At 50.7% G+C, this 24207-nt stretch carries 36 protein-coding genes; 3 read left to right on the forward strand and 33 right to left on the reverse strand.

From position 1 onward, the window contains the following. Positions 1-523: 523 nt before the first annotated feature. The 31 genes from prfA to rplC all read right to left on the reverse strand — a co-directional run bounded on the left by prfA (position 524) and on the right by rplC (position 18321). On the reverse strand, positions 524-1636 hold the full coding sequence (gene prfA, locus AC5JO6_RS09700) for a peptide chain release factor 1 (RefSeq protein ID WP_496080858.1): 1113 nt from the start codon (positions 1634-1636) through the stop codon (positions 524-526). Between the two features lie 120 nt (positions 1637-1756). After that, on the reverse strand, positions 1757-2011 hold the full coding sequence (rpmE, locus tag AC5JO6_RS09705; protein WP_496080859.1) for a 50S ribosomal protein L31: 255 nt from the start codon (positions 2009-2011) through the stop codon (positions 1757-1759). A gap of 89 nt (positions 2012-2100) precedes the next feature. Next, on the reverse strand, positions 2101-2511 hold the full coding sequence (rpsI, locus tag AC5JO6_RS09710; protein WP_496080860.1) for a 30S ribosomal protein S9: 411 nt from the start codon (positions 2509-2511) through the stop codon (positions 2101-2103). Beyond that, a complete protein-coding gene (rplM, locus tag AC5JO6_RS09715) occupies positions 2511-2966 on the reverse strand; it encodes a 50S ribosomal protein L13 (RefSeq protein ID WP_496080861.1) in 456 nt (151 codons plus the stop codon). Before rplM ends, rpsI begins: the two co-directional genes overlap by 1 nt. Positions 2967-3031: 65 nt before the next feature. Continuing rightward, the gene (gene truA / locus AC5JO6_RS09720; RefSeq protein ID WP_496080862.1) at positions 3032-3880 is read right to left on the reverse strand and encodes a tRNA pseudouridine(38-40) synthase TruA; all 849 of its coding nucleotides are present in this window, start codon (positions 3878-3880) and stop codon (positions 3032-3034) included. Positions 3881-3884: 4 nt separating this feature from the next. After that, positions 3885-4235 (reverse strand): 50S ribosomal protein L17, encoded by a 351-nt coding sequence (gene rplQ, locus AC5JO6_RS09725; RefSeq protein ID WP_496080863.1) that lies wholly within the window; start codon positions 4233-4235, stop codon positions 3885-3887. Between the two features lie 70 nt (positions 4236-4305). After that, positions 4306-5253 carry a DNA-directed RNA polymerase subunit alpha gene (locus tag AC5JO6_RS09730; protein WP_496080864.1) on the reverse strand — a complete coding sequence of 316 codons (948 nt, stop codon included), beginning with the start codon at positions 5251-5253 and terminating at the stop codon, positions 4306-4308. Positions 5254-5403: 150 nt separating this feature from the next. Next, positions 5404-5799 carry a 30S ribosomal protein S11 gene (gene rpsK, locus AC5JO6_RS09735; protein WP_496080865.1) on the reverse strand — a complete coding sequence of 132 codons (396 nt, stop codon included), beginning with the start codon at positions 5797-5799 and terminating at the stop codon, positions 5404-5406. A gap of 145 nt (positions 5800-5944) precedes the next feature. Beyond that, a complete protein-coding gene (gene rpsM / locus AC5JO6_RS09740; protein WP_496080866.1) occupies positions 5945-6328 on the reverse strand; it encodes a 30S ribosomal protein S13 in 384 nt (127 codons plus the stop codon). Positions 6329-6420: 92 nt separating this feature from the next. Beyond that, positions 6421-6534, reverse strand: coding sequence for a 50S ribosomal protein L36 (rpmJ, locus tag AC5JO6_RS09745; RefSeq protein WP_071777214.1), 114 nt, complete (start codon positions 6532-6534; stop codon positions 6421-6423). A gap of 127 nt (positions 6535-6661) precedes the next feature. After that, the gene (gene infA / locus AC5JO6_RS09750) at positions 6662-6889 is read right to left on the reverse strand and encodes a translation initiation factor IF-1 (protein WP_496070570.1); all 228 of its coding nucleotides are present in this window, start codon (positions 6887-6889) and stop codon (positions 6662-6664) included. A gap of 268 nt (positions 6890-7157) precedes the next feature. Then, positions 7158-7706 carry an adenylate kinase gene (locus tag AC5JO6_RS09755; protein WP_496080867.1) on the reverse strand — a complete coding sequence of 183 codons (549 nt, stop codon included), beginning with the start codon at positions 7704-7706 and terminating at the stop codon, positions 7158-7160. After that, positions 7706-9013, reverse strand: a complete 1308-nt coding sequence (gene secY, locus AC5JO6_RS09760) for a preprotein translocase subunit SecY (protein WP_496080868.1) — start codon at positions 9011-9013, stop codon at positions 7706-7708. The genes AC5JO6_RS09755 and secY overlap by 1 nt, the downstream gene beginning before the upstream one ends. A gap of 126 nt (positions 9014-9139) precedes the next feature. Next, on the reverse strand, positions 9140-9604 hold the full coding sequence (gene rplO / locus AC5JO6_RS09765; RefSeq protein WP_496080869.1) for a 50S ribosomal protein L15: 465 nt from the start codon (positions 9602-9604) through the stop codon (positions 9140-9142). Positions 9605-9691: 87 nt separating this feature from the next. Next, on the reverse strand, positions 9692-10213 hold the full coding sequence (gene rpsE / locus AC5JO6_RS09770; protein ID WP_496080870.1) for a 30S ribosomal protein S5: 522 nt from the start codon (positions 10211-10213) through the stop codon (positions 9692-9694). A gap of 74 nt (positions 10214-10287) precedes the next feature. Further along, positions 10288-10650 carry a 50S ribosomal protein L18 gene (gene rplR / locus AC5JO6_RS09775; RefSeq protein WP_496080871.1) on the reverse strand — a complete coding sequence of 121 codons (363 nt, stop codon included), beginning with the start codon at positions 10648-10650 and terminating at the stop codon, positions 10288-10290. Between the two features lie 2 nt (positions 10651-10652). Further along, positions 10653-11192, reverse strand: coding sequence for a 50S ribosomal protein L6 (rplF, locus tag AC5JO6_RS09780; protein ID WP_496080872.1), 540 nt, complete (start codon positions 11190-11192; stop codon positions 10653-10655). 77 nt (positions 11193-11269) lie between these two features. Continuing rightward, the gene (rpsH, locus tag AC5JO6_RS09785; protein WP_496080873.1) at positions 11270-11671 is read right to left on the reverse strand and encodes a 30S ribosomal protein S8; all 402 of its coding nucleotides are present in this window, start codon (positions 11669-11671) and stop codon (positions 11270-11272) included. Between the two features lie 23 nt (positions 11672-11694). Next, positions 11695-12240, reverse strand: coding sequence for a 50S ribosomal protein L5 (rplE, locus tag AC5JO6_RS09790; RefSeq protein ID WP_496080874.1), 546 nt, complete (start codon positions 12238-12240; stop codon positions 11695-11697). Between the two features lie 166 nt (positions 12241-12406). Next, positions 12407-12754: a 50S ribosomal protein L24 gene (gene rplX, locus AC5JO6_RS09795; RefSeq protein WP_496080875.1), complete on the reverse strand. Its 348-nt coding sequence runs from the start codon at positions 12752-12754 to the stop codon at positions 12407-12409. Next, positions 12754-13122, reverse strand: coding sequence for a 50S ribosomal protein L14 (gene rplN / locus AC5JO6_RS09800; RefSeq protein ID WP_106256528.1), 369 nt, complete (start codon positions 13120-13122; stop codon positions 12754-12756). The genes rplX and rplN overlap by 1 nt, the downstream gene beginning before the upstream one ends. 12 nt (positions 13123-13134) lie before the next feature. Further along, positions 13135-13386, reverse strand: coding sequence for a 30S ribosomal protein S17 (gene rpsQ / locus AC5JO6_RS09805; RefSeq protein ID WP_106256529.1), 252 nt, complete (start codon positions 13384-13386; stop codon positions 13135-13137). Positions 13387-13500: 114 nt separating this feature from the next. Further along, complete coding sequence (gene rpmC / locus AC5JO6_RS09810; RefSeq protein ID WP_496080876.1) at positions 13501-13716, reverse strand: 50S ribosomal protein L29; 216 nt, start codon at positions 13714-13716, stop codon at positions 13501-13503. 3 nt (positions 13717-13719) lie between these two features. Next, on the reverse strand, positions 13720-14139 hold the full coding sequence (gene rplP, locus AC5JO6_RS09815) for a 50S ribosomal protein L16 (protein ID WP_496080877.1): 420 nt from the start codon (positions 14137-14139) through the stop codon (positions 13720-13722). A gap of 81 nt (positions 14140-14220) precedes the next feature. Then, positions 14221-14952, reverse strand: coding sequence for a 30S ribosomal protein S3 (gene rpsC / locus AC5JO6_RS09820; RefSeq protein ID WP_496080878.1), 732 nt, complete (start codon positions 14950-14952; stop codon positions 14221-14223). An 83-nt stretch (positions 14953-15035) separates the two neighbouring features. Continuing rightward, entirely contained in the window at positions 15036-15398 is a 363-nt protein-coding gene (rplV, locus tag AC5JO6_RS09825; RefSeq protein WP_496080879.1) for a 50S ribosomal protein L22, read from the reverse strand. Between the two features lie 58 nt (positions 15399-15456). Continuing rightward, the gene (gene rpsS / locus AC5JO6_RS09830) at positions 15457-15735 is read right to left on the reverse strand and encodes a 30S ribosomal protein S19 (RefSeq protein WP_496080880.1); all 279 of its coding nucleotides are present in this window, start codon (positions 15733-15735) and stop codon (positions 15457-15459) included. Between the two features lie 22 nt (positions 15736-15757). Then, entirely contained in the window at positions 15758-16621 is an 864-nt protein-coding gene (gene rplB / locus AC5JO6_RS09835) for a 50S ribosomal protein L2 (protein ID WP_496080881.1), read from the reverse strand. Positions 16622-16701: 80 nt separating this feature from the next. Further along, positions 16702-17004, reverse strand: coding sequence for a 50S ribosomal protein L23 (locus AC5JO6_RS09840; protein WP_496080882.1), 303 nt, complete (start codon positions 17002-17004; stop codon positions 16702-16704). Further along, positions 16997-17629 carry a 50S ribosomal protein L4 gene (rplD, locus tag AC5JO6_RS09845; RefSeq protein WP_496080883.1) on the reverse strand — a complete coding sequence of 211 codons (633 nt, stop codon included), beginning with the start codon at positions 17627-17629 and terminating at the stop codon, positions 16997-16999. Before rplD ends, AC5JO6_RS09840 begins: the two co-directional genes overlap by 8 nt. 53 nt (positions 17630-17682) lie before the next feature. After that, positions 17683-18321 carry a 50S ribosomal protein L3 gene (rplC, locus tag AC5JO6_RS09850; protein WP_496080884.1) on the reverse strand — a complete coding sequence of 213 codons (639 nt, stop codon included), beginning with the start codon at positions 18319-18321 and terminating at the stop codon, positions 17683-17685. Positions 18322-18943: 622 nt separating this feature from the next. Here rplC and AC5JO6_RS09855 point away from each other — a divergent pair. The 3 genes from AC5JO6_RS09855 (at position 18944) to AC5JO6_RS09865 (ending at position 22944) form a co-directional block, all read left to right on the forward strand. Then, on the forward strand, positions 18944-19420 hold the full coding sequence (locus AC5JO6_RS09855; protein ID WP_496080885.1) for an NAD(P)H-quinone oxidoreductase subunit N: 477 nt from the start codon (positions 18944-18946) through the stop codon (positions 19418-19420). Positions 19421-19516: 96 nt separating this feature from the next. Beyond that, entirely contained in the window at positions 19517-20869 is a 1353-nt protein-coding gene (gene ldpA, locus AC5JO6_RS09860) for a circadian clock protein LdpA (RefSeq protein WP_496080886.1), read from the forward strand. Positions 20870-21078: 209 nt separating this feature from the next. Then, on the forward strand, positions 21079-22944 hold the full coding sequence (locus tag AC5JO6_RS09865; RefSeq protein WP_496080903.1) for a R3H domain-containing nucleic acid-binding protein: 1866 nt from the start codon (positions 21079-21081) through the stop codon (positions 22942-22944). A gap of 153 nt (positions 22945-23097) precedes the next feature. On the opposite strand, the gene AC5JO6_RS09870 is transcribed toward AC5JO6_RS09865, so the two are convergent. After that, the gene (locus tag AC5JO6_RS09870) at positions 23098-23487 is read right to left on the reverse strand and encodes a hypothetical protein (protein ID WP_496080887.1); all 390 of its coding nucleotides are present in this window, start codon (positions 23485-23487) and stop codon (positions 23098-23100) included. 137 nt (positions 23488-23624) lie between these two features. Next, positions 23625-24119: a hypothetical protein gene (locus tag AC5JO6_RS09875; RefSeq protein WP_496080888.1), complete on the reverse strand. Its 495-nt coding sequence runs from the start codon at positions 24117-24119 to the stop codon at positions 23625-23627. Positions 24120-24207 lie beyond the last annotated feature (88 nt).

Genomic DNA, 24207 nt, shown 5'->3' on the forward strand with positions numbered 1-24207 from the left:
ATCGTTGCACAAGGCTGTACAAACAGTGAGCAAAATACCGTTAAAGTACGGTATTTTCCCTGGATTATGCTCAAAATTGAACCGCTATTACGTAAGGTTACTGAGTCAAACTGATTCTGTAAGGCGTATAAAGTGAGCCTAACTACCAGAATGATGTCTAGATGGGCTTAGAGGGTGGCTTAAACGTGTCTGGCGGTTAAAACCGCGACTACGTAAACAAAGTTCGCCGTTGCGGACTACCGCAAAACCAGGGTTCTGTAACCTGCGACGGCAGATTTTGTCTCTGTAGTTGCGACTTCTAGTCGCCAAAGTGACAGAGAACGGGACTTTTCAAACGTCCTCTTAGCTCAGCGTACTGTAGTGCGGTGCAGAAGGGCGCAGTGTAAGCGCGTGTTAGCACCATGCCGTTCGTGAAGCGTTCTGAAGGCAGGGCTTTGGCATCTCGATCGTTGCTTGCAGCGTTGAACGATCGTGGCTGTAAGCTGTCTTTTATGAGCTTCGTACTACTTGAAAAGCAGATGTTTTAGACCGCTGACGGTTGCCCGTTCGACTCGGCTGCCAAAGCTTCTAGACGCTCTTGCTGGTCTTGAGAGATACAGGTTTGAATGACTTCATCAATGTCACCTTCCAGCACCGGGACAAGCGAAAAATTCTGTCCCAAACGGTGATCAGTGATGCGATTGTCTTTGTAGTTGTAGGTACGAATCTTTTCGGAGCGTGACCCTGTACCAACCTGCGATCGCCGCATGGAAGTAACGGCTTCTTGCTGTTCTCGCAATTTCAGCTCGTAGAGCTTTGCTCGTAAGATTTGCATTGCACGCTCACGGTTCTGGAGTTGCGATCGCTCCTCCGTGCAAAAAATCCGAATGCCAGTTGGCTTGTGCATCAAATCAACGGCTGTTTCGACCTTGTTGACGTTTTGCCCGCCAGCACCGCCCGATCGTGCCGTGGTTAATTCAATATCTTTTGGATCAATATGAATTTCCACATCATCCACTTCTGGCATAATTGCCACGGTTGCTGTAGACGTGTGGACACGACCAGACGCTTCTGTCACCGGAACGCGCTGCACTCGATGAACCCCTGCTTCAAATTTGAGCTTGCTGTAAACGCGATCGCCCTGAATCTCCAGAATGGCTTCCTTGAAGCCGCCCATATCCGCCAGCGATTCGCTCAACAGCTTAACGCGCCAATGTTGCGTTTCAGCGTAGCGCGAGTACATCCGCACCAAATCACCTGCCCAAATGCTTGCTTCGTCGCCGCCTGTACCAGCACGAATTTCCAACATGATGTTCCTGTCATCATTTGGATCGCTCGGTAGCAGCAGCACTTTTAGTTGCGTTTCCAGAGCAACAGACTTTGCTTCCAACTCTGCCGCCTCCAGGGCTGCCATTTCCTGTAGTTCTAAGTCGCCCCCTGCTTCTTTCAGAATCTGCCTTGCTTCTGTCAGCGACTGCTGCGCCGTCTTCCAGTCCTCAAAGGTGTTGACAACCTCTTCCAAAGACGATCGCGTTTTTGCAACCCGCTGAAATTCACCAGGATCTTTTGCCACGTCAGGATCTGCCAACCGACGCGTCAGTTCGTTAAACGTCTGCTCCACCGATCGCAGTTTATCCAACAGGTATGCTTCAGCCATAAGAAAAACTCGACGAAAACCATAGAGTAAGTGACCGACTCAAAATGCTGAAATTTGAGACTTAGATTGGCGTCTAGCGCTTCATCCAAACTCTTAACCCGCAGCTTAAAATCAGCCCCTCTACCGCTTTTTCTTCTTCTGTGGCTGTGCCTCTGCCGCATCTTCGCCTTCTAACATGCCGTACTTGCGTAAAAAGCGATCGACCCGACCTTCGGTATCAATAATCTTTTGCGTACCTGTATAAAATGGATGGTTCCCTGACCATACATCGACATGCAGTTCAGGCTTTGTGGAACCAATGGTCATCACCACTTCCCCGTTGCAATAGACTTTAGCGTCAGGGTACCACTTGGGATGAATATCAGGCTTAGGCATCGTTAACTCTCCAGCTTACCGTCTCTTGTTTAATTCTAGCGTTCAATTCTATCGGTGCTAAGCGCTAACAACCAGCGTCGATCGCCTGCCTATCGCTTCGAGAACTGAGGTGCTTTACGCGCTTTGCGCAAGCCGTACTTCTTACGTTCTTTAGCACGTGGATCACGGGTCAAATAACCTTCAATTTTCAAAGGCTTACGATTATCAGGGTCAAGCTGGCATAGCGCACGTGCCACACCTAAACGCACTGCATCCGCCTGCCCAGTCAAACCACCCCCATGAGCATTCACCAGAATGTCATACTCACCCTCAAGTCCCAAGGTTTCCAGTGGAGCTTTGGCAGAAGACAAATACTCAGCGTTGAACTGAAGATAGAGATCTCCAGGCTTGCCATTGATCGTCAGTTGACCGTTACCCGGCACCAAACGCACTCGCGCCACGGCTGACTTCCGCCGTCCAGTGCCTAAATATACGACTCGACCTTGGTCTATAGCTTGCATTAGTGCTGTCCTCCTGGAATGGTATGAATGGCTAGAGTTTGAGGCATCTGAGCCTCATGGGGATGATCAGACCCCGCATAAACCTTAAGCTTCGTGAAAAGCTGTCGTCCCAGGGTGTTTTTAGGTAACATTCCTTTCACGGCTTGCTCAATGATCCGTTCAGGCAAACGTGCCTGAAGCTTGGCAAAGGTTTCGGTCTTCATCCCACCAGGACGACCAGAATGGCGACGATATAGTTTCTGGCTGCGCTTTTTGCCAGTAACATCGATTTTTTCGGCATTGATGACAATCACAAAATCGCCCGTATCGAGATGAGGCGTAAACGTCGGCTTGTTTTTGCCGCGTAGTACAGTAGCAATTTCACTGGCGAGGCGACCCAGACGCTGATCAGTGGCATCTACGAGGTACCAGTTGCGCTCGATCGAATCGACGGGAGGGAGGTAAGTCTTGGTCATAACAGTCTCGTGTACTTGAAAGAATGATGGGCAAAACGTGAAGGCGAACACCGGAGTGGAAATTTTTAAGTCGCCAGCGATCGCTCAGGGAGTGCCGACAGGGTAAATGTTGGTTGAGTATCGTACCAAACGTCTGGCGGAAACGGAAACTCTGGGTACCCAACCCTTAGCAGGCATAGCCCTTGTGCTGGAGCGGCATATTTCACCTGCTCTCGGTGTTCCTTTTCCCATACCTCAGTGAAGCTAATCGGCGATCGTACCCCACGTCCTACCTGTACCAGCATGCCGACTAGCAAACGCATCATGCCATAAAGGAATCCACTTGCCTGCATTTCAATATAGACCAGGGAGCCGTCGCGCTTACATTCAGCCGCTTGCACATCCACCCAGGAATGCGGTCGATCTGAGCCAGCACGATGAAACGCTGCTAGATGGTGCCGCCCAACTAAGGGGGACAGCGCTTCTCGAATGAGCACTTCGTCAAGCGGCTCGTAATAGTAGTGCCACGCAAAAGGGCGAATAAACAAATTAGGGAGAGGATCGGTATAGAGTGTGTAGCGATAGCGCCGCCAGACCGCAGAAAACCTGGCATGCCAAGTCGGGCTGACTGTAGCTGAGGCACGAATCAAAATGTCTGTGGGCAGACGAGCATTAAGGATGGATGCCCAGCGAGACGCGGGTATGTGAGCAGGAGCGTCAAAGTGCGCTACCTGAGCGGCTGCATGAACACCAGAATCAGTTCGACCAGCCGCATGAAGCCGAATGGGACGCTCTAAAACTGTCTCTAAGACTGTTTCGATCGCTTCCTGCACGGTTCGGTGCTGCGGTTGCCGCTGCCAGCCATGAAAGTGCGTACCCAGGTATTGAATTACCAGGGCAACTCGTTGGTTTGGCAGGGTCGCAGAAGACAGCATGAAATCAGGTTAGCTCTATAATAGCCATCTCAGCGTTGTCGCCACGACGGTGAACAGTACGGATGATGCGGGTATAGCCACCATTGCGATCGCCATAGCGAGAGGCTGCTTGCTCAAACAGTGCATGTACCAACTGCTTGTCAAACAAATAGCCCAACGCTCGCCTACGCGCCGCCAAGGAGCCATCTTTAGCAAGGGTAATCATGCGATCAGCTTCAGAGCGAACAGCCCGAGCGCGAGTTTTGGTCGTTTTAATACGACCATTCCGAATCAGCTCTGTAGTTAACGACCGCAATAAGGCACGGCGCTGATCAGCAGGCTTGCTAAGTAGAGGGACACGACAGCGATGACGCATGAGAGTTCACTTTTAAGTTACAAGTTAGAAATGCGTTGGCGAGACTTTTCGGGCGAGGGAGAGCTGGCTCCTAGCTGGGTTTTGAGGATTTTTCCTGCGGTAGCGTGATGCCCAAACGCTGCTGTAAAGCTTCAACGACCTCTTCAGCCGACTTTTGACCAAAGTTTTTGATTTCTAGCAAATCCTCTTGGCTGTAGTCCAACAGATCTGCTACTGAGTTAATTTGAGCACGTTTCAAGCAGTTGTAGGCACGAACTGAAAGCTGGAGTTCTTCGATCGGGATCTGGTTCGCCGGATTTTCCTCATCGCCATCGTCGTCGTCTGACGGCTCAAAGGTGATTTCCTTAAGAGGATTGAACAAGTCAACCAGAATATCTGCTGCTTGGCTTAATGCCTCTTGAGGTGTCAGGCTACCATTGGTAGAGATTTCCATGATGAGGCGGTCTCGCTCAATCAAACCACCGCTTCTGCCATCCTCCACGCTGTAATTCACCTTGCGAACTGGCATAAAGAGTGAATCAATTTGAAGAAAGTCTAGCGCTGTTGTCTCATCTCGACCCCTTTCAACCGTGCGATAACCCTTACCGCGCTCGATCCTAAACTCCATTTCTAAAGTGGCACCCGCTGAGAGGGTGGCAACATACTGGTTTGGATCGACCAATTCTACTTCAGAGGGGAGATCAAACTGGTCTGCTGTGACCGTTGCAGGACCCTGTGCCAGCAGACGACCAATTTGAGGCTGGGATGAATAGCTCTTGAGGACAATCTTCTTCATGTTAAGCAAGATATCCAGAACGTCTTCACGCACACCCGGAATCGTAGCGAACTCGTGATTCACGCCTGCGATTCGCACCGCCGTCACCGCCGCTCCTTCTAAGTTAGAAAGCAGCACACGCCTTAGAGCATTGCCCAAGGTAATGCCTTGTCCACGCTCTAGCGGTTCAATGACAAACCTGCTGTTTTGGCTTTGATCCCGCTCCGTTTTAGACTCAACGCACTCGACCTGAAACTGTGTCATGTAGCAACCTCTCCGCTTCTTAGTGAAAGGCAAACGCCTTACTGACCTAACTTTGAACGTACAAATTTTCTGTGGACTGTCAGGTAGAGCCGTTTTCTAACGTCACGATTCTCAAGCGGTCCTGAACTATCCGCATTGAGCCAGCTCCGCTTAAACGCGGCGACGCTTTGGAGGACGACATCCGTTGTGTGGAATAGGTGTTACATCGCGGATCAATGTAATCTCTAATCCAGAGCCTTGAAGGGCACGGATTGCCGTTTCTCTACCAGCACCCGGACCACTTACCATTACTTCAAGTTGACGCATACCTTGATCTGAGGCTCTGCGCGCAGCGCTCTCGGCAGCAGTCTGCGCTGCAAAAGGAGTTCCCTTCTTAGCACCTTTAAAGCCACTTGAGCCAGCAGATGCCCATGAAATGACCTCACCATTGGTGTCTGAGATCGTCACGATCGTGTTGTTAAAGGTAGATTGAATGTAAGCTACACCACTTGGTACATTTTTCTTCTGCTTACGTGCTCCGGTTTTTCGAGCTGGTTGTCGCGCCATGATCGGTTCTCTAATTGGGTGTTAACTTAGTTGGCTAAACGTGCAATGAAAGTCAGTACTGGCAAATCGATTGCCGATATGATCGAGACATACACTTGCAGACCATGCAAAGCCACTTCTTTGAATGTAAAACCACTGAAGGCGACTACTTCTTACTAGGTGCCTTTTTCTTACCAGCGACAGTGCGACGACCACCGCGCCGAGTACGAGCGTTAGTGCGAGTTCGTTGACCGCGAACAGGAAGACCTAGGCGATGACGACGACCGCGGTACGTACCGATATCCATCAATCGCTTGATGTTCATCGATTCGAGTCGCCTCAAGTCACCCTCAATTTGGTAGTTCTCCTCAACTTCTTCGCGCAGCAACGAAACATCAGCGTCACTCAGATCCTTAACGCGGATATCTGGGTTGACACCAGTTGCTTTCAAAACGTCTTTAGAACGGGTAAGTCCGATTCCGTAAATATAGGTCAGACCAATCTCGATCCTCTTATCACGAGGTAAGTCTACTCCGGCAATCCGTGCCACGCTTTTCTCTCCCAGTCTTCTACTGCTAAAATCTCACCCATTACCTGCCAGCATTGCCTTGTCTATCAGCTAGCAGCGCGAAAAAATACTGCTTATCCTTGACGCTGCTTATGCTTCGGGTTTGGGCAAATCACCATAACCCTGCCACGACGACGAATAACGCGACATTTCTCACAGATCTTACGAACCGATGCCCTAACTTTCATGCCTCATCTCGCCACTGTTACAAACATATTATCATATCAAGCTTTAGTAGAAATTGTCAAACTCTTCTTGAAATGCTTTGAGCCATCTCAATGATCTTGACAAGGACGTATAGCTTTGAGAGCGCATCTATTTTTTGTTGCGTAACCGATAGGTGATGCGACCTTTAGTTAAATCGTAGGGGGTCAATTCTACCTTGACTCGATCGCCGGGTAAGATTTTGATGTAATTACGTCGAATCTTGCCAGAGATGTGAGCTAAAACATTGAACTCATTGTCTAGCTTGACTCGAAACATAGCGTTTGGTAGTGACTCAGTCACCGTTCCCTCCATCTCAATCAGATCTTGTTTTGACAATTTGGTCTCCTTTAAATCAACGACTATCGCATCTTAGGGATGAGGCTAGTTTTGTGCTCATTCCTTCTTTGAGTCTAAAACATTTGTTCTGAACACAGCGTATCTAGAGTACGAGTGATGAAACCTCCGCTTATGAGGTCTGACATGACAGTGGGCTGTAAGCATTCCGCTTAGTATCGATAGGCTTGAACGATTTTCTAATCATTGAGCTGGTACTGGTTAGAGCGATTCGGCTTCTCCTTAAACGCGACGCGCATAATAACGATCGTTAAAGAAGACTTTTAAGTTTATCTGTAACTGTCTCTGGTGGGATATTGCCATCGATCGACATTAGCTTGTGTCGAATCTGATAAAAGTCGATCAAGGGAGCGGTTTGCTCGTGATAGACCTGTAAACGCCGTCGAATCACTGCTTCAGTATCATCCTGCCGTCCACGCCCCAACATTCGCTGTACGAGTACATCATCAGGAACCTCTAAATTAACGGCATAACTGTAGTCTTGATCGATTTCAACCAGCAGCTGATCTAGAAACGCTGCCTGAGCCTCGTTACGAGGAAAACCATCCAAGATCCAACCTTTTTCAGCATCCGGTTGACTCAAGCGCTCTTTGATTAAGGCAATGACGAGCTGGTCGGGTACAAGATTGCCTTGATCCATATATGACTGAGCTTTTAGCCCTAGGGTCGTTTGCTGAGACACTGCCCCTCGCAAAATCTCGCCAGTGGAAATATGCGGAATCTGCCCCCAGGCTGCTAGTGCTTTTGCCTGGGTTCCCTTACCCGCTCCAGGAGCACCGAGAAAAATAAGACGTGCCACTATTGTTTCACCATCCCTTCATAGCGTTGGGAGATGACATAAGTTTGAACTTGTTTTGCCGTGTCGATCGCCACACCCACGAGAATCAGCAAGGACGTTGCCCCAATACCTTGAAACGTCCTCACGTTGGTAGCGCCCTCCACAGCGGTAGGCACAATCGCCACCAGACCCAGAAAGATAGCACCTAGAAACGTGAGGCGATTTAAGACACGCCCAATATAATCACTCGTCGCTTTGCCTGGACGAATACCTGGAATGCTGGCTCCCATCTTCTTCAGATTTTGAGACATATCTACAGGGTTGACGACCAGAGACGCATAAAAGTAGCTAAAAAAGAGGATTAAGAGCAGGTAGAGTGCTGCGTGAACCCACGGAGCGTTGCCATTGGGGCTGAGATAGTTAGCCACCTGTATCGCGAGATCGTTTTTTGTAAACTGAGCCAGTGTTATGGGTAGAACCAGCACTGCGGAGGCAAAAATGATTGGCATGACCCCCCCCTGGTTCAGTCGTAGTGGCAAGTAGCTGTTACGCTCCATGTAGGTGCGTCGTCCGACTTGGCGACGAGCTGAAATGATTGGAATGCGACGGTTTCCTTCCTGGACGAAGACAATGCCGACAATCATCACTAGAAACACAACGAGCAGCATCACAACACCACTGACCACGTTGCGATCGCCGCTCTGCGCCAGTTCCAAAGTTTGACCAACAGAAGTCGGTAAGCTAGAAACGATATTGACGAAAATAAGTAAGGATGCGCCGTTGCCAATGCCCCGCTCAGTGATCAGTTCGCCGACCCACATCACGAACATGGAACCTGCTGTCAACGCTAGAACCGTTTGCGTGATGAACAAAGGTCCCCAACCTTCAGCATAGGGACGAACCCAGACGGCAATACCAATACTTTGAACGATCGCCCACCCTAGAGAGACATAGCGGGTGATCTGCGAAATTTTGCGACGACCCGCTTCACCTTCATTCTTCTGTAAGTTCTCAAGTGCCGGAAGCGCAGACGTTAATAGCTGAAGAATAATAGACGCATTGATATAGGGCAGAATGCCTAGAGCAAAGATCCCCAGCGCAGCAATACCGCCACCTGAGAATACATCCAAGAACCCAATGAGGGGGCTGTTTTGAATACTTTGACTAAACGCCGCTCGGTCAATCCCTGGCAGCGGCAAAAACATCCCCAAACGAATCAAAATCAGCATGCCGATGGTAAGGAGGATACGACCTCGTAAACCAGCAGCCTGCGCCATCTGGGCGAATGTTTCCTGAGCACTTGGCGTTCTATCTCGACCACTATCCATGGAGCAGTTCCTCTACGTGTACGTCGTTCAGTTGCAGAAGTCTGTGGGCTGTTTTGCCTGTTCGTTCAAGCCATTGCCAATACTGACAGCAAAGTAGCCAGCCATGAAAACGAACGGAACCCAGTACTACATAGCGACTGAGCCAGCGCCAAGCAATTCACAAGTCCCTTTAGCTGCTTCAATCTTAGCGCGAGCAGACGCACTAAAAGCAGCTGCGTGAACCGTCAATGGCACTGTTACCTCGCCATCACCAAGGAGTTTCAGAGGACCGTCATCGCTAGTCACAATACCCGCCTCAAGAAGTGATGTGAGCGTTACTTCCGTACTCGCAGCCAGCGAAGACAATGCACCAACATTAATGATGGTGTAACTTGTGCGATTAATGAGTGGAAAGTGCTTCAACTTTGGTAGGCGACGGTAAAGCGGCATCTGACCACCTTCAAAGCCAGGACGAGTTGGACGACCCGATCGCGATTTCTGCCCCCGCATACCAAAGCCACAGCTTGCCCCTTGACCAGCCGCTATCCCCCGACCAACTCGCCGAGAGCGTTTTTTGGAACCATCTTGTGGTGCAATGTCATCCAGTCTCATAGTCTTATCCAGTTGCTAGTGATTGGTTGTTAGTTTTTAGGTATTAAGTTCAGCATCTAACTGCTAAAGCTAAAAACTAACCGCTACTCAGGCGTAGAGGTTCTCGATAGGAATGCCACGCTCTTCAGCCACATCAGCAAACGTGCGTAGCGTTTCAAGCGCGTTAACAGTGGCTCTTGCATTGTTCAGAGGGTTGCCAGAACCGAGCTGTTTTGCCAGAACGTTGCGAACGCCTGCAAGCTCCAAGACTGTGCGAACGGCTCCCCCGGCAATTACACCTGTACCAGGCGCTGCTGGGCGCATCATGATCTTGGCACCACCGCCAGTACCATTAGCAGGATGAGGAATGGAATTGGACTTGGTGAGCGGTACATCAACCAGATGTTTCTTACCGTCGGCAACTCCCTTTTTGACAGCCCCAATGACATCACTAGCTTTGCCTACGCCAACGCCGACTTGACCCTTCTCATTACCAATAACGACGATCGCTCGAAAGCTAAGCTTTTTACCGCCTTTAACGACCTTGGTAACGCGACGGATTTGAACCACTCGCTCTTGCCAATCTGTTTCTTTTTCCCGACTCTTCGGACTTTTACGACCCTTTGCCATATCTACTCCAAGTTGTTAATTGCTAGACATTAGTTGTTAGTTGCTGACAGCTAGTTGCTAACAGCTAACAATCGTTAGAAAACGAGTCCAGCTTCACGAGCGGCATCAGCTAATGCCTTGACGCGACCATGGTAGAGGCTGCCGCCGCGATCGAAGACAACCTGCTTGATACCCTTTGCTAAGGTTCGTTGGGCAACCAGCTTTCCGACTTCGATCGAAGCATCACAGTTTGACCCAGAGTCCAAAGCGACCTTCAGATCTGGATCAAGCGTAGAAGCCGCTGCCAGCGTATGATGCTGCGTGTCATCGATTACTTGAGCATAAATGTGGTGATTTGAGCGAAAAACCGCTAAACGAGGTCGCTCTGAGGTTCCAATGACGCGACGACGCACCCGACTATGACGACGACGTGTTGATTCTTTACGAGTTAATTTCATGATTACTTCTTCCCTGCCTTACCAACTTTGCGTCTTACCGCTTCACCGGCATAGCGAATACCCTTGCCTTTATAAGGTTCTGGCGGACGTACAGCGCGAATCCGAGCTGCCGTGTTGCCGACGATTTCTTTATCAATGCCGCTCACAACCACATTAGTGTTGCCTTCTACAGCCACCTGGATACCAGCCGGAGGCTCTAGCTCAACAGGTTTGCTGTAGCCGACGTTTAGGATTAAATTCCGACCCTGAACCTGGGCACGGTAGCCAACGCCTTGAATCTCAAGACGGCGCTGAAACCCTTGTGAGACTCCTTCGACCATATTGGCAACGAGGGTACGGCAGAGACCATGACGCTGCCGCGCTGCACGGGATTCGTCTTGACGAGTGACGAGGAGGGTTTCTCCTTCCTGGACGATCGCAACTTCACCGGGTAAGACTCTAGAAAGCTCACCTTTCGGTCCCTTCACTGTGACAGACTGCCCATCAATGTCTATAGTCACTTTACCGGGAATATCAATGGGGCGCTTGCCGATACGAGACATAACTGACTACTCCTACTTGAAACAGTGATTAGCTGTTTAGTGATCTAAAAACTAAGCGCCAAAGAGTGACCACTGGCTTACCAGATGTAGCAAAGCACTTCGCCACCTAACCCAGTTCGACGTGCTTCGCGATCGGTCATAATCCCACTTGAGGTAGAGATGATGGCAATACCAATCCCACCCAATACTCGTGGCAATTCCCGTCGGTTGGAGTAAACCCGAAAGCCTGGTTTGCTAACGCGTCGCAGGGTTGTGATGATGGGTCGCTTCGTTTTGCCTCTATACTTCAGCGCGATGACCAAATTTTGCTTAATGCCCTCGCCTGCTTCGGCAAAGTCGGCAATGAAGCCTTCATCCTTCAAAACCTTGGCAATACTGCGGGTCATCTTGGTTGATGGAACCTCGGTTGTTTGGTGACGTGCCAGGTTCGCATTCCGAATCCGCGTCAGCATGTCTGAAATAGTGTCGTGTGCCGCCATAGTTTTCCCTTGATAAAGCTGCCTTAGTTATCCCGGAAGGGCATGCCCAGTTCTTTCAGCAAGGCGCGACCCTCCTCATCGGTGTTTGCAGTGGTAATGATTGAAATGTCCATCCCACGTACCTGGTCAACGCTGTCGTATTCAACTTCTGGAAAAATGAGCTGTTCGCGCAAGCCCAATGTGTAATTTCCCCGTCCGTCAAAGCTTTTGGGGCTGATCCCGCGAAAATCTCGAATCCGTGGCAGAGTGAGGTTGATGAGACGATCAAGAAAAGCGTACATGCGTCCCGACCGAAGCGTCACCATGATGCCAACGGGCATACCCTGACGAATCTTGAAACCAGCGATCGCCTTTTTGGCTCGTGTAACAACGGGCTTTTGCCCCGTGATTAAGCTGATTTCAGCCAATGATGCTTCTAGTGCCTTTGCATTTTGAGCGGCTTCACCCATCCCTCGATTCACAGTCACCTTGATCACTTTGGGAACCTGGTGAATGTTGGCGTAGCTAAACTGTTCCATCAGCTTTGGAACAATCTTTTCTTGATAATGAGTCTTGAGTCGTTCTGCCATAGTCGTCGTTCCTTCAGCGCCCCTGGGCTGGGTCAGGGAAATAAACAGTTTTTAGTCGTTGGCTCTTGGTTGTGAGGTATTGAGACGTAAGTTGTAAGTGGGTAAAGCCTGGACTAAAGGGCTTTATTCTGACCAACAACTAGCAACTAATTGCTAACAACCTTACCTAGTCGATAGTTTCGCCAGTCTTCTTGAGCATCCGTACTTTGCGACCGTCAGCATCAACGGTGTAACAAACGCGGCTGGCAACTTTTTGTTTCTCAGAGTAAAGCATCACATTGGAGCTATGGATTGGCGCTTCGCTGGTAACGATCTGTCCAGATTCGCCTTCCTGCTGAGGTTTAACGTGCTTGGTGCGAATATTGACACCCTTAACAACCACTTTGCTCGTTTTAGGCAGTGTTTGCAGTACTTCGCCTACTTTGCCTTTATCGCTGCCAGCAATAATTTGAACGGTGTCGCCCTTTTTGACGTGCAGCTTGTGGCGGATTGCAGTTGATTTAACGTGTGCCATTACAGTACCTCCGGCGCGAGGGAGACAATTTTAGTAAAGTTTTTATCGCGTAGCTCACGGGCAACCGGACCGAACACCCGTGTGCCCCTGGGATTCCCATCGTTATTAATTAATACGGCAGCGTTGTCGTCAAAACGAATGCTCATGCCGCTGTCGCGACGGAGACCCTTACGAGTTCGCACAATTACAGCACGCACCACGTCAGATTTTTTGACTGCCATATTGGGGATCGCATCTTTGACGACCGCAATAATAATGTCACCAACACCGCCATAGCGGCGATTACCGCCACCAATGACACGGATACACATCAGCTTACGTGCACCGCTGTTGTCAGCCACATTCAAGTAAGACTCTTGTTGGATCATGGATTCCTCCGACTATGCTTGAGCCGCTGTAGTAATAACGTCGGTCACGATCCAGCGCTTTGTAGCACTTAGCGGTCTCGTTTCCTGAATGCGGACGCGATCGCCCACATGGCATTTGTTCTCTTCGTCGTGTGCCTTATAGCGCTTAGTTCGCGCCACAATTTTGCCGTATTTGGGATGAGCAGAACGGCTTTCCACTGCCACCACGATCGTTTTTTCCATCTTGTCGCTGACGACTAAGCCAACTCTCTCTTTTACTGCCATGGGATGTCTCCGGAAAAAGGATAAAGGATAAAAGATGAAGGATAAAGCGTTCTTGAGGGGAGTTGATTAGCAGCGGATCGCTGATGATCCCCAACCGTTTTTAGCCCTTAGCCTTTAGCCTTCATCCTTTGAAGTAAGCTTCCGTTCGTTCTCAAGCGTTAGCAGTTGCGCTAAACGGTGGCGGGTGTGTTTAAAGCGGTGAGACTTCTCTAACTGTCGAGTACCTTTCTGAAAACGCAGCTCAAACAATTGGCGTTTCGTGGCTACAATCTGTTCCGTTAGCTCTTGATCACTCAAATCGCGGACTTCACTAATTTTGGGAAGAGGCATGATTTAGGACTCCTCCGTTTGACGGGTGATGAACTTGGTTTTGATCGGCAACTTGAATGAGGCAAGACGCATCGCTTCTCTTGCCGTTGCCTCAGGCACGCCAGTAATTTCAAACATAATGCGACCGGGTTTAACCACTGCCACCCAAAATTCGGGAGCACCCTTACCAGAACCCATCCGAGTTTCAGCGGGTCGCATGGTGATGGGCTTATCGGGAAAGATCCGAATCCAGATTTTGCCGCCCCGCCGGATGTAGCGGGTCATGGCACGACGGCTTGCTTCAATCTGGCGGGCTGTAATCCAGGAAGGCTCTTGCGCCTGTAAGCCAAACTCACCAAAGTTAAGCTCGTTACCACGGGTTGCCAGACCACTCATCCGTCCGCGCTGCTGTTTCCGAAATTTTGTTCTTCTTGGACTTAACATGACTCAATACCTTGGGAATTCAGGAGTCCGGAGTCAGGAATCAGGGATTTGAGAGATTGTTGGTCCCTCATCCGTCATCCTTTATCCTTCATTCGATCGATCTTCAAACTGTTGACGGCGACGCTGTTGACGACGGCGCGGCTGATTGTTGGTGGGAGCAGGCTCTTGCTCTTGCCCAGGGATAATTTCGCCTTTAAAGATCCAGACTTTAATGCCTAGAGTGCCGTAGATCGTTTGAGCAGTGCAGTAAGCGTAATCAATATCAGCCCTGAGGGTATGCAGGGGCACTCTACCTTCACGCGTCCATTCAGGACGGGCAATTTCTGCCCCGTTAAGGCGACCACTTACTTGCACTTTGATGCCTTCGATGCCCGCCCGTTGAGCGCGCTGAATCGCTTGACGCACCACACGACGAAACGACACCCGTCGTTCTAGCTGCTGAGCGATGTATTCACCAATCAGCGCAGCATCGGCATCAACCCGCGCCACTTCCACGACGTTGATCCGAATTTGGCGATCGCCCCCACCTAGAACTTCTTGCAAGCTAACGCGCAGCGATTCAATGCCAGCACCACCTCGACCCACCACAACGCCGGGGCGAGCCGTTCGCACTTCCAGATCGATTTGATCGGCTTTACGTTCGATTCGCACTTCTGAGATTCCTGCGCTGCTGAGATTCTTCTCGATAAACCGACGAATTTTGTAATCTTCTTGCAGCAGTTCGGGGTAACGCTTATGGTCACCAAACCAGCAGGAGCGGTGCTCTTGGGTGATCCCCAGGCGGAAACCAGTTGGATGAATTTTCTGTCCCACGAATGCGTCCTCTAATAAAAGCAGTAGGTGTCAATGATGGTTGCGTGTCGCTAATCAGCGCTGCGTCGTCAAGCCTGCTCAACTTATTCAGCCGCTGTGCCAGGAGCCACTGTGATCGTAATGTGGCATGTAGGCTTCCGAATCTGGTAGGCACGTCCTTGCGCTCTCGGTCGGAAGCGCTTTAGCGAAGGTCCTTGGTCAGCAAAAGCTTGATTGACTAACAATTCTGCTCGATTCAAGCCTTGATTGTGCTCAGCGTTGGCGGCTGCCGATCGCAGTACTTTAAGCACAGGCTCACAGGCACGATACGGCATGAACTCCAAGATAATGAGCGCTTCTCGGTACGAACGCCCGCGAATCTGATCAAGCACACGCCTGACTTTGTGAGGAGACATGCGAACGTAACGAGCGATCGCTTTAACTTCAGTGGTAGTGTCAATAGCCATACATTTTTCCTTTAGCAGCAGCGATTAACCAATCGCCCATTTTCCCAATCGCCTAACGTCATCGACGTGCTTTTTTGTCGCCACCCGCGTGACTGCGAAACGTCCGAGTAGGAGCAAATTCCCCTAACTTGTGCCCGACCATCTGTTCGGTGACATAGACGGGGACGTGTTGTCGCCCGTTATGCACAGCGATGGTATGACCAATCATCTGAGGCAAAATAGTGGACGCACGAGACCAGGTTTTGATGACCTGCTTATCACCTTTGACATTTAGTGCCTCAATCTTGCTCAGCAGGTGGTCAGCAACGAACGGACCTTTTTTTAATGAACGACCCATAGTTCTATTTCCCCTCAGTCATTTATGAATCCCGACCGCCTCTGCCTCGCTTGGAAGATTTCCGACGGCGACGCACGATCAATGCGTTGCTCAGCTTCTTCTTCTTCCGAGTTTTGTAGCCCAGGGTTGGCTTACCCCAAGGTGTTACCGGACCCGATCGACCGATCGGTGCACGACCCTCACCACCACCGTGTGGGTGATCGACTGGGTTCATCACGCTGCCTCTCACTTGGGGGCGGCGACCTTTCCAGCGCTTGCGACCCGCTTTACCAAAGCTGGTGTTGCGAATGTCAGCGTTACCCACAGAGCCGATCGTGGCGTAACATTCGCGACGAATCAAACGCACTTCACCGGAGGGCAGCTTCAGCGTGACAAAGTTGCCTTCTTTCGCCGCGACCTGTGCGCTTGCGCCTGCTGCACGCACAATTTGTCCACCTTTACCGGGCACCAGTTCAACATTGTGCACCAGTGTACCGAGCGGCACGTTGCCTAACGGCATAGCATTGCCCACTTCAAAGGGCGAATCCGGTCCAGAGCGAATGATTGTGCCGACTGGCAGGTTAGCTGGGTGAAGGATGTAACGCTTCTCGCCATCCTGATAAAAAAGCAGTGCAATGCGTGCGTTCCGGTTGGGGTCGTACTCGATCGCAACGACCTTAGCGGGAATATTGTGCTTATCACGCTTGAAATCAATAACCCGATAAAGGCGCTTGTGCCCACCACCCCGATGACGGCACGTAATCACACCCCGGTTATTGCGCCCTTTGGGACGGTGCTTTGAGTGTGTTAGAGACTTTTCTGGTTCACTCTTAGTGACTTCAGAGAAAGCGGAGACCGTGCGGGTACGAGTACCGGGGGTCATTGGTCGATAAATACGGATGCCCATACGTTAAGCTCTTGGGGATTTTTGCAGTTTCGGGTCAAAATTTGGCATGGCGAACGTCAGACAGCAGGAGGGTCAGTACATCAGACTTCGGGGAAAAGTGTGATGGAGTCTCCAACTGCTAGCGTGACCACTGCACGTTTGTAGTGCGGACGATGACCCGCAAATTTACCGACGCGACGCGCTTTGCGAGGAGGGTTTTGGGTGCTAACGTTCACCACTTTGACCTCAAACAGAGTCTCGATCGCCGCCTTTATTTCCGGCTTTTTCGCTCTGGGATCGACCTCAAACGTGTACTGATTGTTTTCCAACAGGAGCGTCGCTTTCTCAGTCACGATCGGGCGGCGCACCAGGTCAGCAAGAGCACCAGCGTTGTAGTTAGTCACCGTAGACCTCCTGAATTTTTGTAAGAGCGGATGCCGTGGCGACAATGTGATCAGCTGCAAGCAAGTCAAACACGTTCAAATTGCTAGCGGAAATCATTCGTAGGTTGTCAATGTTACGAGCTGACAAGTAGACATTTTCATTCCGCTCGGCAACAATGAGCAGGACTTTTGCCCTCGGCTCAACGCCCCAACCTGCCAACGCTTTTACCACTTCTTTGGTTTTCGGGCGAGGCAGGTTGTCAGCAAAATCTTGCACCACCACCAGAGCCTCAAGCCGACTTTGTAACGCTGTGCGAAGGGCTAACCGCCGCTCTTTGCGGTTCATCTTGACGGTGTAATCTCTTGGCTTAGGACCAAAGATCACGCCACCGCCGCGCCAAAGGGGCGATCGATTTGAGCCTGCACGAGCACGACCTGTACCCTTTTGTCTCCAAGGCTTGCGTCCACCACCACGGACTTCAGCGCGAGTTTTCGTAGAAGCAGTTCCCTGACGTGCATTTGCTAATTGGCGAGTCAACGCACGATGGACGATGTGAGCCGCATTTCCCTCACTTGCCACTTTTAGGTCTAGAGAAGCGGTACCTGCCTCCTGACCTTGCCAATCTTTAACGACGCAATCAACCATAGTTTTACCTTGTCTCTCGTTCAGCGTAGTGATGCATTCCAAAGGAACGACTCCTACTGGCGACCAACCAATGTAGCGGGGACGATATTAAGCAACGCGCCAGGTTTTCCTGGAACTGCACCCTTAATCAGCAATAGGTTCCGATCGACATCGACTCGTACGACTGTTAACTTTCGAACGGTTACTCGACCACCGCCCAAGCGTCCTGCCATCCGCTTGCCGGGATAAACGCGACCAGGCGTGGTGCCTGCTCCAGTAGAACCGGGTGCGCGGTGGTTCTTAGAACCGTGCGCCATCGGACCGCGTCTAAAGTTGTGCCGTTTCTGGTAGCCCGCAAAGCCACGACCAATGCTGGTACCAATCACATCAACGATTTGCCCAACTTCAAAAGCATCGGCTTTGAGTTGTTGACCCAGTTCAAAGTCGCCAGAGGTGTCGAGACGATATTCGTGCAAATGCCGTACAGGAGATGCTCCTGACTTTGCAAGATGACCTAACTCTGGTCTCGTCAACGCTTTTTGAGACACGTCACCGTATCCAACCTGGACAGCAAAGTAGCCGTCTGTTTGGGCTGTTTTCACTTGCGTGACAGTGCATGGACCAGCCTGAATGACGGTGACAGGAATTGCTTTTCCAGTCTCATCAAACACCTGGGTCATACCGAGTTTTGTGCCGAGGATACCAACAGACACGGTGACTAGACTCCATTTCGATACATTACACAAGCGCATCCCTGCTTTTTGGAGTCCCAAAGAACTTCAAGGTCGATCGCCAGAGCATGAGGGTTGAAAGCGCCAGACAAAGCTACAGCCTGCAAAACCTAGCAAGGCTAGAAAGCAGAAGCACACTGAAGTCTAACGAACCACCCGCTCAGCTCTGGAGGTCGGCGCAATCTGATAAACGCTACATCTAATAACTATTTCTGCTAGGACTTGAGCAGCAAGCCACTCAGTATCCTTGGAAGCAGAAGTAAATTTCCGGCAAGTCTAGAACGCTGCTGTTTGCAGATTCAGACTTTAGCCTGGATGCCCTTCGACATAAATTCAGCAGCAGTCATCTAATATAAGACAAACTTCCCTAGTCTGTCTAGTAGTTTGAAGAAGTTTTTCGCTGCGCTGGCGATCGTCCTGCTTTTTTAGCTGCAAACCAACCAATAAGAGCATTGAGCTTTATAGTAAGACTGAGATTGGAACACTGTAAGTATCCTTCTCTCAACAGCCGGAAGGCGATCGCTCCCCAAACGGGCGAGTTCAACAGACTTGTAGGTACTCCGATAGCGTCAGTGCAATCTTAAAGAGATGGAGTGAAAGATCGATGGCACTACTTACGACTGGCAGGCAGCTCATTCGTGATTTAGAAACCTTGGGCGCTTTGGGTGTGTATGTTCCGCTGGAAGGTGGGTTTGAAGGACGCTACAGGCGACGGATTCGGACGGCAGGCTATGTATCACTCAGCATCACAGCGCGTGGACTAGGCGATTTGGCTGCCTACCTGACGGGTGTACACGGTGTCCGTCCGCCCCATCTAGGCAAGAAGAGCACGAGCACGGGAGCGGCGGTTGGCTACACTTACTTTATTCCACCACTCGTGAGCTATCAGCTTGAGCAACTGCCTGCAAAATCTAAAGGGTTGCTGCTGTGGATCATAGAGGGCTCCATTTTATCGAACCAAGAGCTTGAGTATTTGGCAGCTTTACCGACCGTTGAGCCAAAGCTGAAGATCGTGGTCGAATTGGGGGGCGATCGCGCCTTCCGTTGGACACCGCTCACACAGGCATTGGTTTCTGCTTAGAGCCATGCTTGTGTGTTCTGCTGGAGCCACGCCCGTTTGCGAAAAGAGTTCTGTGGATGCCTCGTAATTTTGTCAATGGGGCACTAGGATGTAGGGGTGACTGATCTGTACTACCCTTTGCGATCTCTGAGGGAAGGTCACTGGTTCAAACTCATTTGCGGAGCCAGTTTCCAACACCTCCCATCGATCCGAAATCTGGCACTAGCCTATGCGCTCGCCGGGGCGGACTGTATTGATGTCGCTGCTGACCCAGCCGTCGTTTCGACTGCGAAAGCAGCGCTCAAGCTTGCTTCTGCCCTGGCTGACTCTGATGACCAGGAACGATCGTACGCGCAGGGCACACCCTGGCTCATGATCAGCTTAAACGACAGTGAAGATCCTCATTTTCGTAAAGCTGAATTTGATCCGACTACCTGCCCGCCCGACTGTATGCGCCCGTGTGAGCTGATCTGTCCAGCACAGGCGATCGTCTTTGAAGCACCGCTATCAGTGGCTGACAGTGGGTTAACGTCTAGCCGCATACCACGAGGACGTGCGCCGATCAGCGTTTCTCCTGCGGGTGGTGTGCGATCGGGTGTGCTGAGCGATCGGTGCTATGGGTGCGGTCGCTGTTTGCCTGTATGCCCGGTGCAACAGATTTCAACCCGTTCTTATGTCTCTACACCAGCGGCGATTGCACCGCTTGTCTTGCAGGCTGGCGTGGATGCGCTTGAGATCCATACACAGATTGGACGTTTAGCAGAGTTTCGACGACTTTGGCAGGTGATCGCGCCGTGGCTCTGCAACCTAAAGCTAGTGGCGATTAGCTGCCCTGATGGAGACGGGTTGCTTGACTACTTGCGGGCGCTGTATGACATCGTTTCACCGCTCCCTTGCCCTCTAGTGTGGCAAATGGATGGTCGCCCAATGAGTGGGGATCTTGGTATCGGTACAACGAGGGCAGCAGTCAGGCTGGGTCAAAAAGTATTAACGGCTGGTTTACCGGGCTACATCCAGTTGGCAGGGGGTACAAATCGCCATACAGTGCCCAAGCTGAAAGCACTGGGGTTACTGCATCCGAGCCTGCTTAATGCGTCAATGTTAGATTCCGTTGATACCAAAAAATCTGACACCTCTTTTGATGTCCACTCACCTGCTTACATTGCAGGTGTTGCTTATGGTAGCTACGCTCGTACGTTACTGACTCCCCTCCTCAATCAGCTAGACGCGATCGGTCTAGAAAGGAGCGACCATGAGCGATCAGTTGATACAACCCTGCCATCCGTGTTGACTTCGGCAGCAGCGAGTCAGCAAGCAATGACTGGGCAAAGGCAGACAACCCAACGATCGCAAGCGCTTGGGCTGGAAGACGTACCTGATTTGCTTTGGCAGGCAGTGACGCTTGCGCGCACCCTTGTTTCTCAACTAAAAGCCTTTAACAGCAGTCAACGAACGCGCTTAAATCTTTAACCGCGTGTTTTGATCGCCATCTACCCCTTGTCCGTTGCGCTTGTTCTTCCCTTATCGAGCAAATGGTAAACCCTAACGGTATTGATTCTTCTGATAGGCACAATGGCGGTGATTTGGAGCAGTCGCTACCTCCATTGGACGATCGTCACGAAGCGATCGCCAGCGCTGCCGAAGTTCTCTCTAACGCTAATACCTCTCACCACGCAGGCATGCAAATTACAGACGATTTGACGAAGCTGCTAGAAATTTTGCCGGATGCGATTCGACTGCGACTAGAGCAGCATCCTCAGAAGGATATGCTAGTTGAAGTTGTCCTGGACATTGGTCGCCGTCCAGAAGCACGGTTTCCTGGTCAGGCAGAATATCTTTCTGAGTCACTGGTTTCGCAGGCAGATCTCAACGAATGTATTACCAAAGTCGGTGATTTTGGTGGCGATAACCGGGCTGGCATCGAACGGACACTCCATCGTATCAGCGCCATTCGTAATCGTCGGGGCGAAGTGATTGGCTTAACCTGCCGCGTTGGTCGCGCGATTTTTGGCACGATCGGCATGATCCGCGATCTGGTTGAAAGTGGGCGATCAATTCTGATGCTCGGTCGCCCAGGCGTTGGCAAAACCACAGCCCTGAGAGAGATTGCCCGCGTGCTGGCGGATGAACTTGAAAAGCGTGTTGTCATTATCGATACGTCTAACGAAATTGCTGGTGATGGCGATGTGCCACATCCCGCGATCGGTCGTGCGCGCCGTATGCAGGTCGCCCGTCCAGAACTTCAGCATCAGGTCATGATTGAGGCGGTGGAAAACCACATGCCCGAAGTCATCGTCATTGACGAAATTGGCACTGAGTTGGAAGCGATGGCAGCGCGCACGATCGCGGAACGCGGTGTGCAATTAGTGGGCACTGCTCACGGCAATCGCCTGGAGAACCTGATCAAGAACCCGACACTTTCAGACCTCATTGGCGGCATTCAGTCCGTTACATTGGGAGACGAAGAGGCACGCCGACGCGGTAGTCAAAAAAGTGTGCTGGAACGCAAAGCGCCACCCACGTTTGATATTGCGGTAGAAATGCTGGAGCGTCAGCGTTGGGTGATTCACGAGCAGGTGGCTGAAACCGTTGACAGTTTGCTGCGCGGTCGCCAGCCCAATCCTCAGGTGAGAGCGCTTAGCGAAGCTGGCAAGGTGATCATTACTCATGAGCTGTCGAGTACGGAATCAGAGGCACAAACGGGACAACGACGTACAGCTCGCGGCGTATCACCAGCACGTAGCGCCATTAGTCCTCTGGGAAGCCAAACGGATCTCAGCGATCGCTCTACATTTGTTAGCTCTGGGCGGTTAGGCGGCGTTCAGAGTCGTGGTTGGCGATCGTCTGGGCAGATGCGTCCATTATCAGCTCCCACTCAGTTAGACTTATCGCCCGATGAGCAGCAGTTTGAACAACTGTTAGATGAATCCCTACAAGGTGGGTTTGGTGGCGGTAATGCTGCTCTTTTGCATGAGATTTTAGACGGCGATTCAGAAGCGGCATTCAGTGACGGTGGGCAGCGCATGGGTCCCAACGGTGAGGATGTCCTGCATGTTTATCCGTATGCAGTGAGCCGTCATCAGCTTGATCAGGTCATTCGTACGCTCAGCTTGCCTGTCATTCTGACGAAAGATATTGATCACGCCGATGCTGTTTTAGCGCTGCGATCGCACGTCAAAAATCACTCTAAGCTACGTCACATCGCCAAAGCCCGCCAGGTACCGATCCACACCATCAAAGCCAGTACGATTCCCCAAATTGCTCACGGGTTGCGGCGAATGCTGGATATAGACGACTCTGGCACACCTGAGATTGCCGATCTCAACCTGTTCTCCGGTAGCGGCAGTGACGACGAAATTGAAGCGCTTGAGGAAGCCAGACTTGCAGTTGAGCAGATTGTCATTCCGAAAGGACAACCAGTAGAGCTTCTACCGCGTTCTCCCATCGTGCGTAAAATGCAGCATGAGCTGGTGGAACACTATCACCTCAAATCACGGAGCTTTGGAGACGAGCCGAATCGTCGGCTACGTATTTATCCAGCGTGAGAACGCTACAGAACGGCTAGCGTCACCGGCTGTAAGGGACTCGAACGAAGCAGAAAGTATCTCGGTCAGTCCGGTGCACGCGGTTATTAGGCATGGCTTTGTTGACAAATCTCTATTGAGTATTTGGCAGCACAGATTGTCTAAAAGTTGGTCTCACACAGAAGGGGAGCGCCGAAATATAACAGCAGCAATAAGCAAAAGAACTATCGACACTGCATCAAAGTAAATGATCCGTTGAATTCCCTGCGTTAAATCTGGTGTAGTTATACATAATCCAATAAAAGCAAGTTTGCTGACTACAGCAGCAATAATAACCATCATTCGTAGATGATAGAAGAATGCTCCATAAACTAAGGCAGCACCAAGCACCCCTAGCATGGCTTGGCGATGCCTTACTAGCAGCAAGACGGCATCATCTTCAAGGGCAATATTGTATAAAGATGTAATTCCATTTGAATTGAATGCAGTGATGACTGGAGAAGCTGTAATCATACCAATAATCACTAGGATTGCCACTGCTGTATTCCGGCTTAGTTTAGACATTGAAGTTTTTACAGAAAGTAATTACATAGGGGATATTATGCCTAACAAGAGCTTAGACCTTTGTTCTGTAGCATTTAACTCTCTCTGTCTTGGAAGAGTATTGGCTTGAGCGGGTATTGATAGCAGCATCGCAAGAGCTAGAATTTGAGTCTCAACTCAAGATTATCAGGATTACGCCGCATCATTCGGACTGTTTGTGGCAACACACCGACCAGCAAGGCAAACGCCTCATCTGGCAACTGCGCGACCATCTCGGCACCAAAATAGTTCTCAAATTGGTTCAAAATCATTTGCGCTCGCTGCAATGGTACAGGGTTGTCGGTTAACTGTTGAGTTAAACGAATCCACTGCCGCCGAATCAGGTAGGCTTTTTGGCGCTCCTCTTGATTTTCTGGACAGACGAGAGAAAGGTCACCCACTGGAACAGCACGCTGACAATCAACGTCAAAGAAGCTGCCCACTGCGGCACCAGGTCCAGCGAACTCAGCATGAAACCGCTTGTAGATAATCAAGCCATTGCGCCTGCGACTATTGACTACTAACAACTGACCACTGTTCAGCTGCGTCAAAATGTCGCGACCGCCAACATGTTCAATCAAGTCGTGCTGTCGGTCTAGAGTTTCATCTCTCATACCGCTGAAGCCCTTAAAGCGCTGGCGTTAATACAGCCAGCAAAGGCGTACTCACTCAGAAACGGAGGCATTACCATCATTGACTTTT

This window comes from Tildeniella sp., assembly GCF_059505325.1.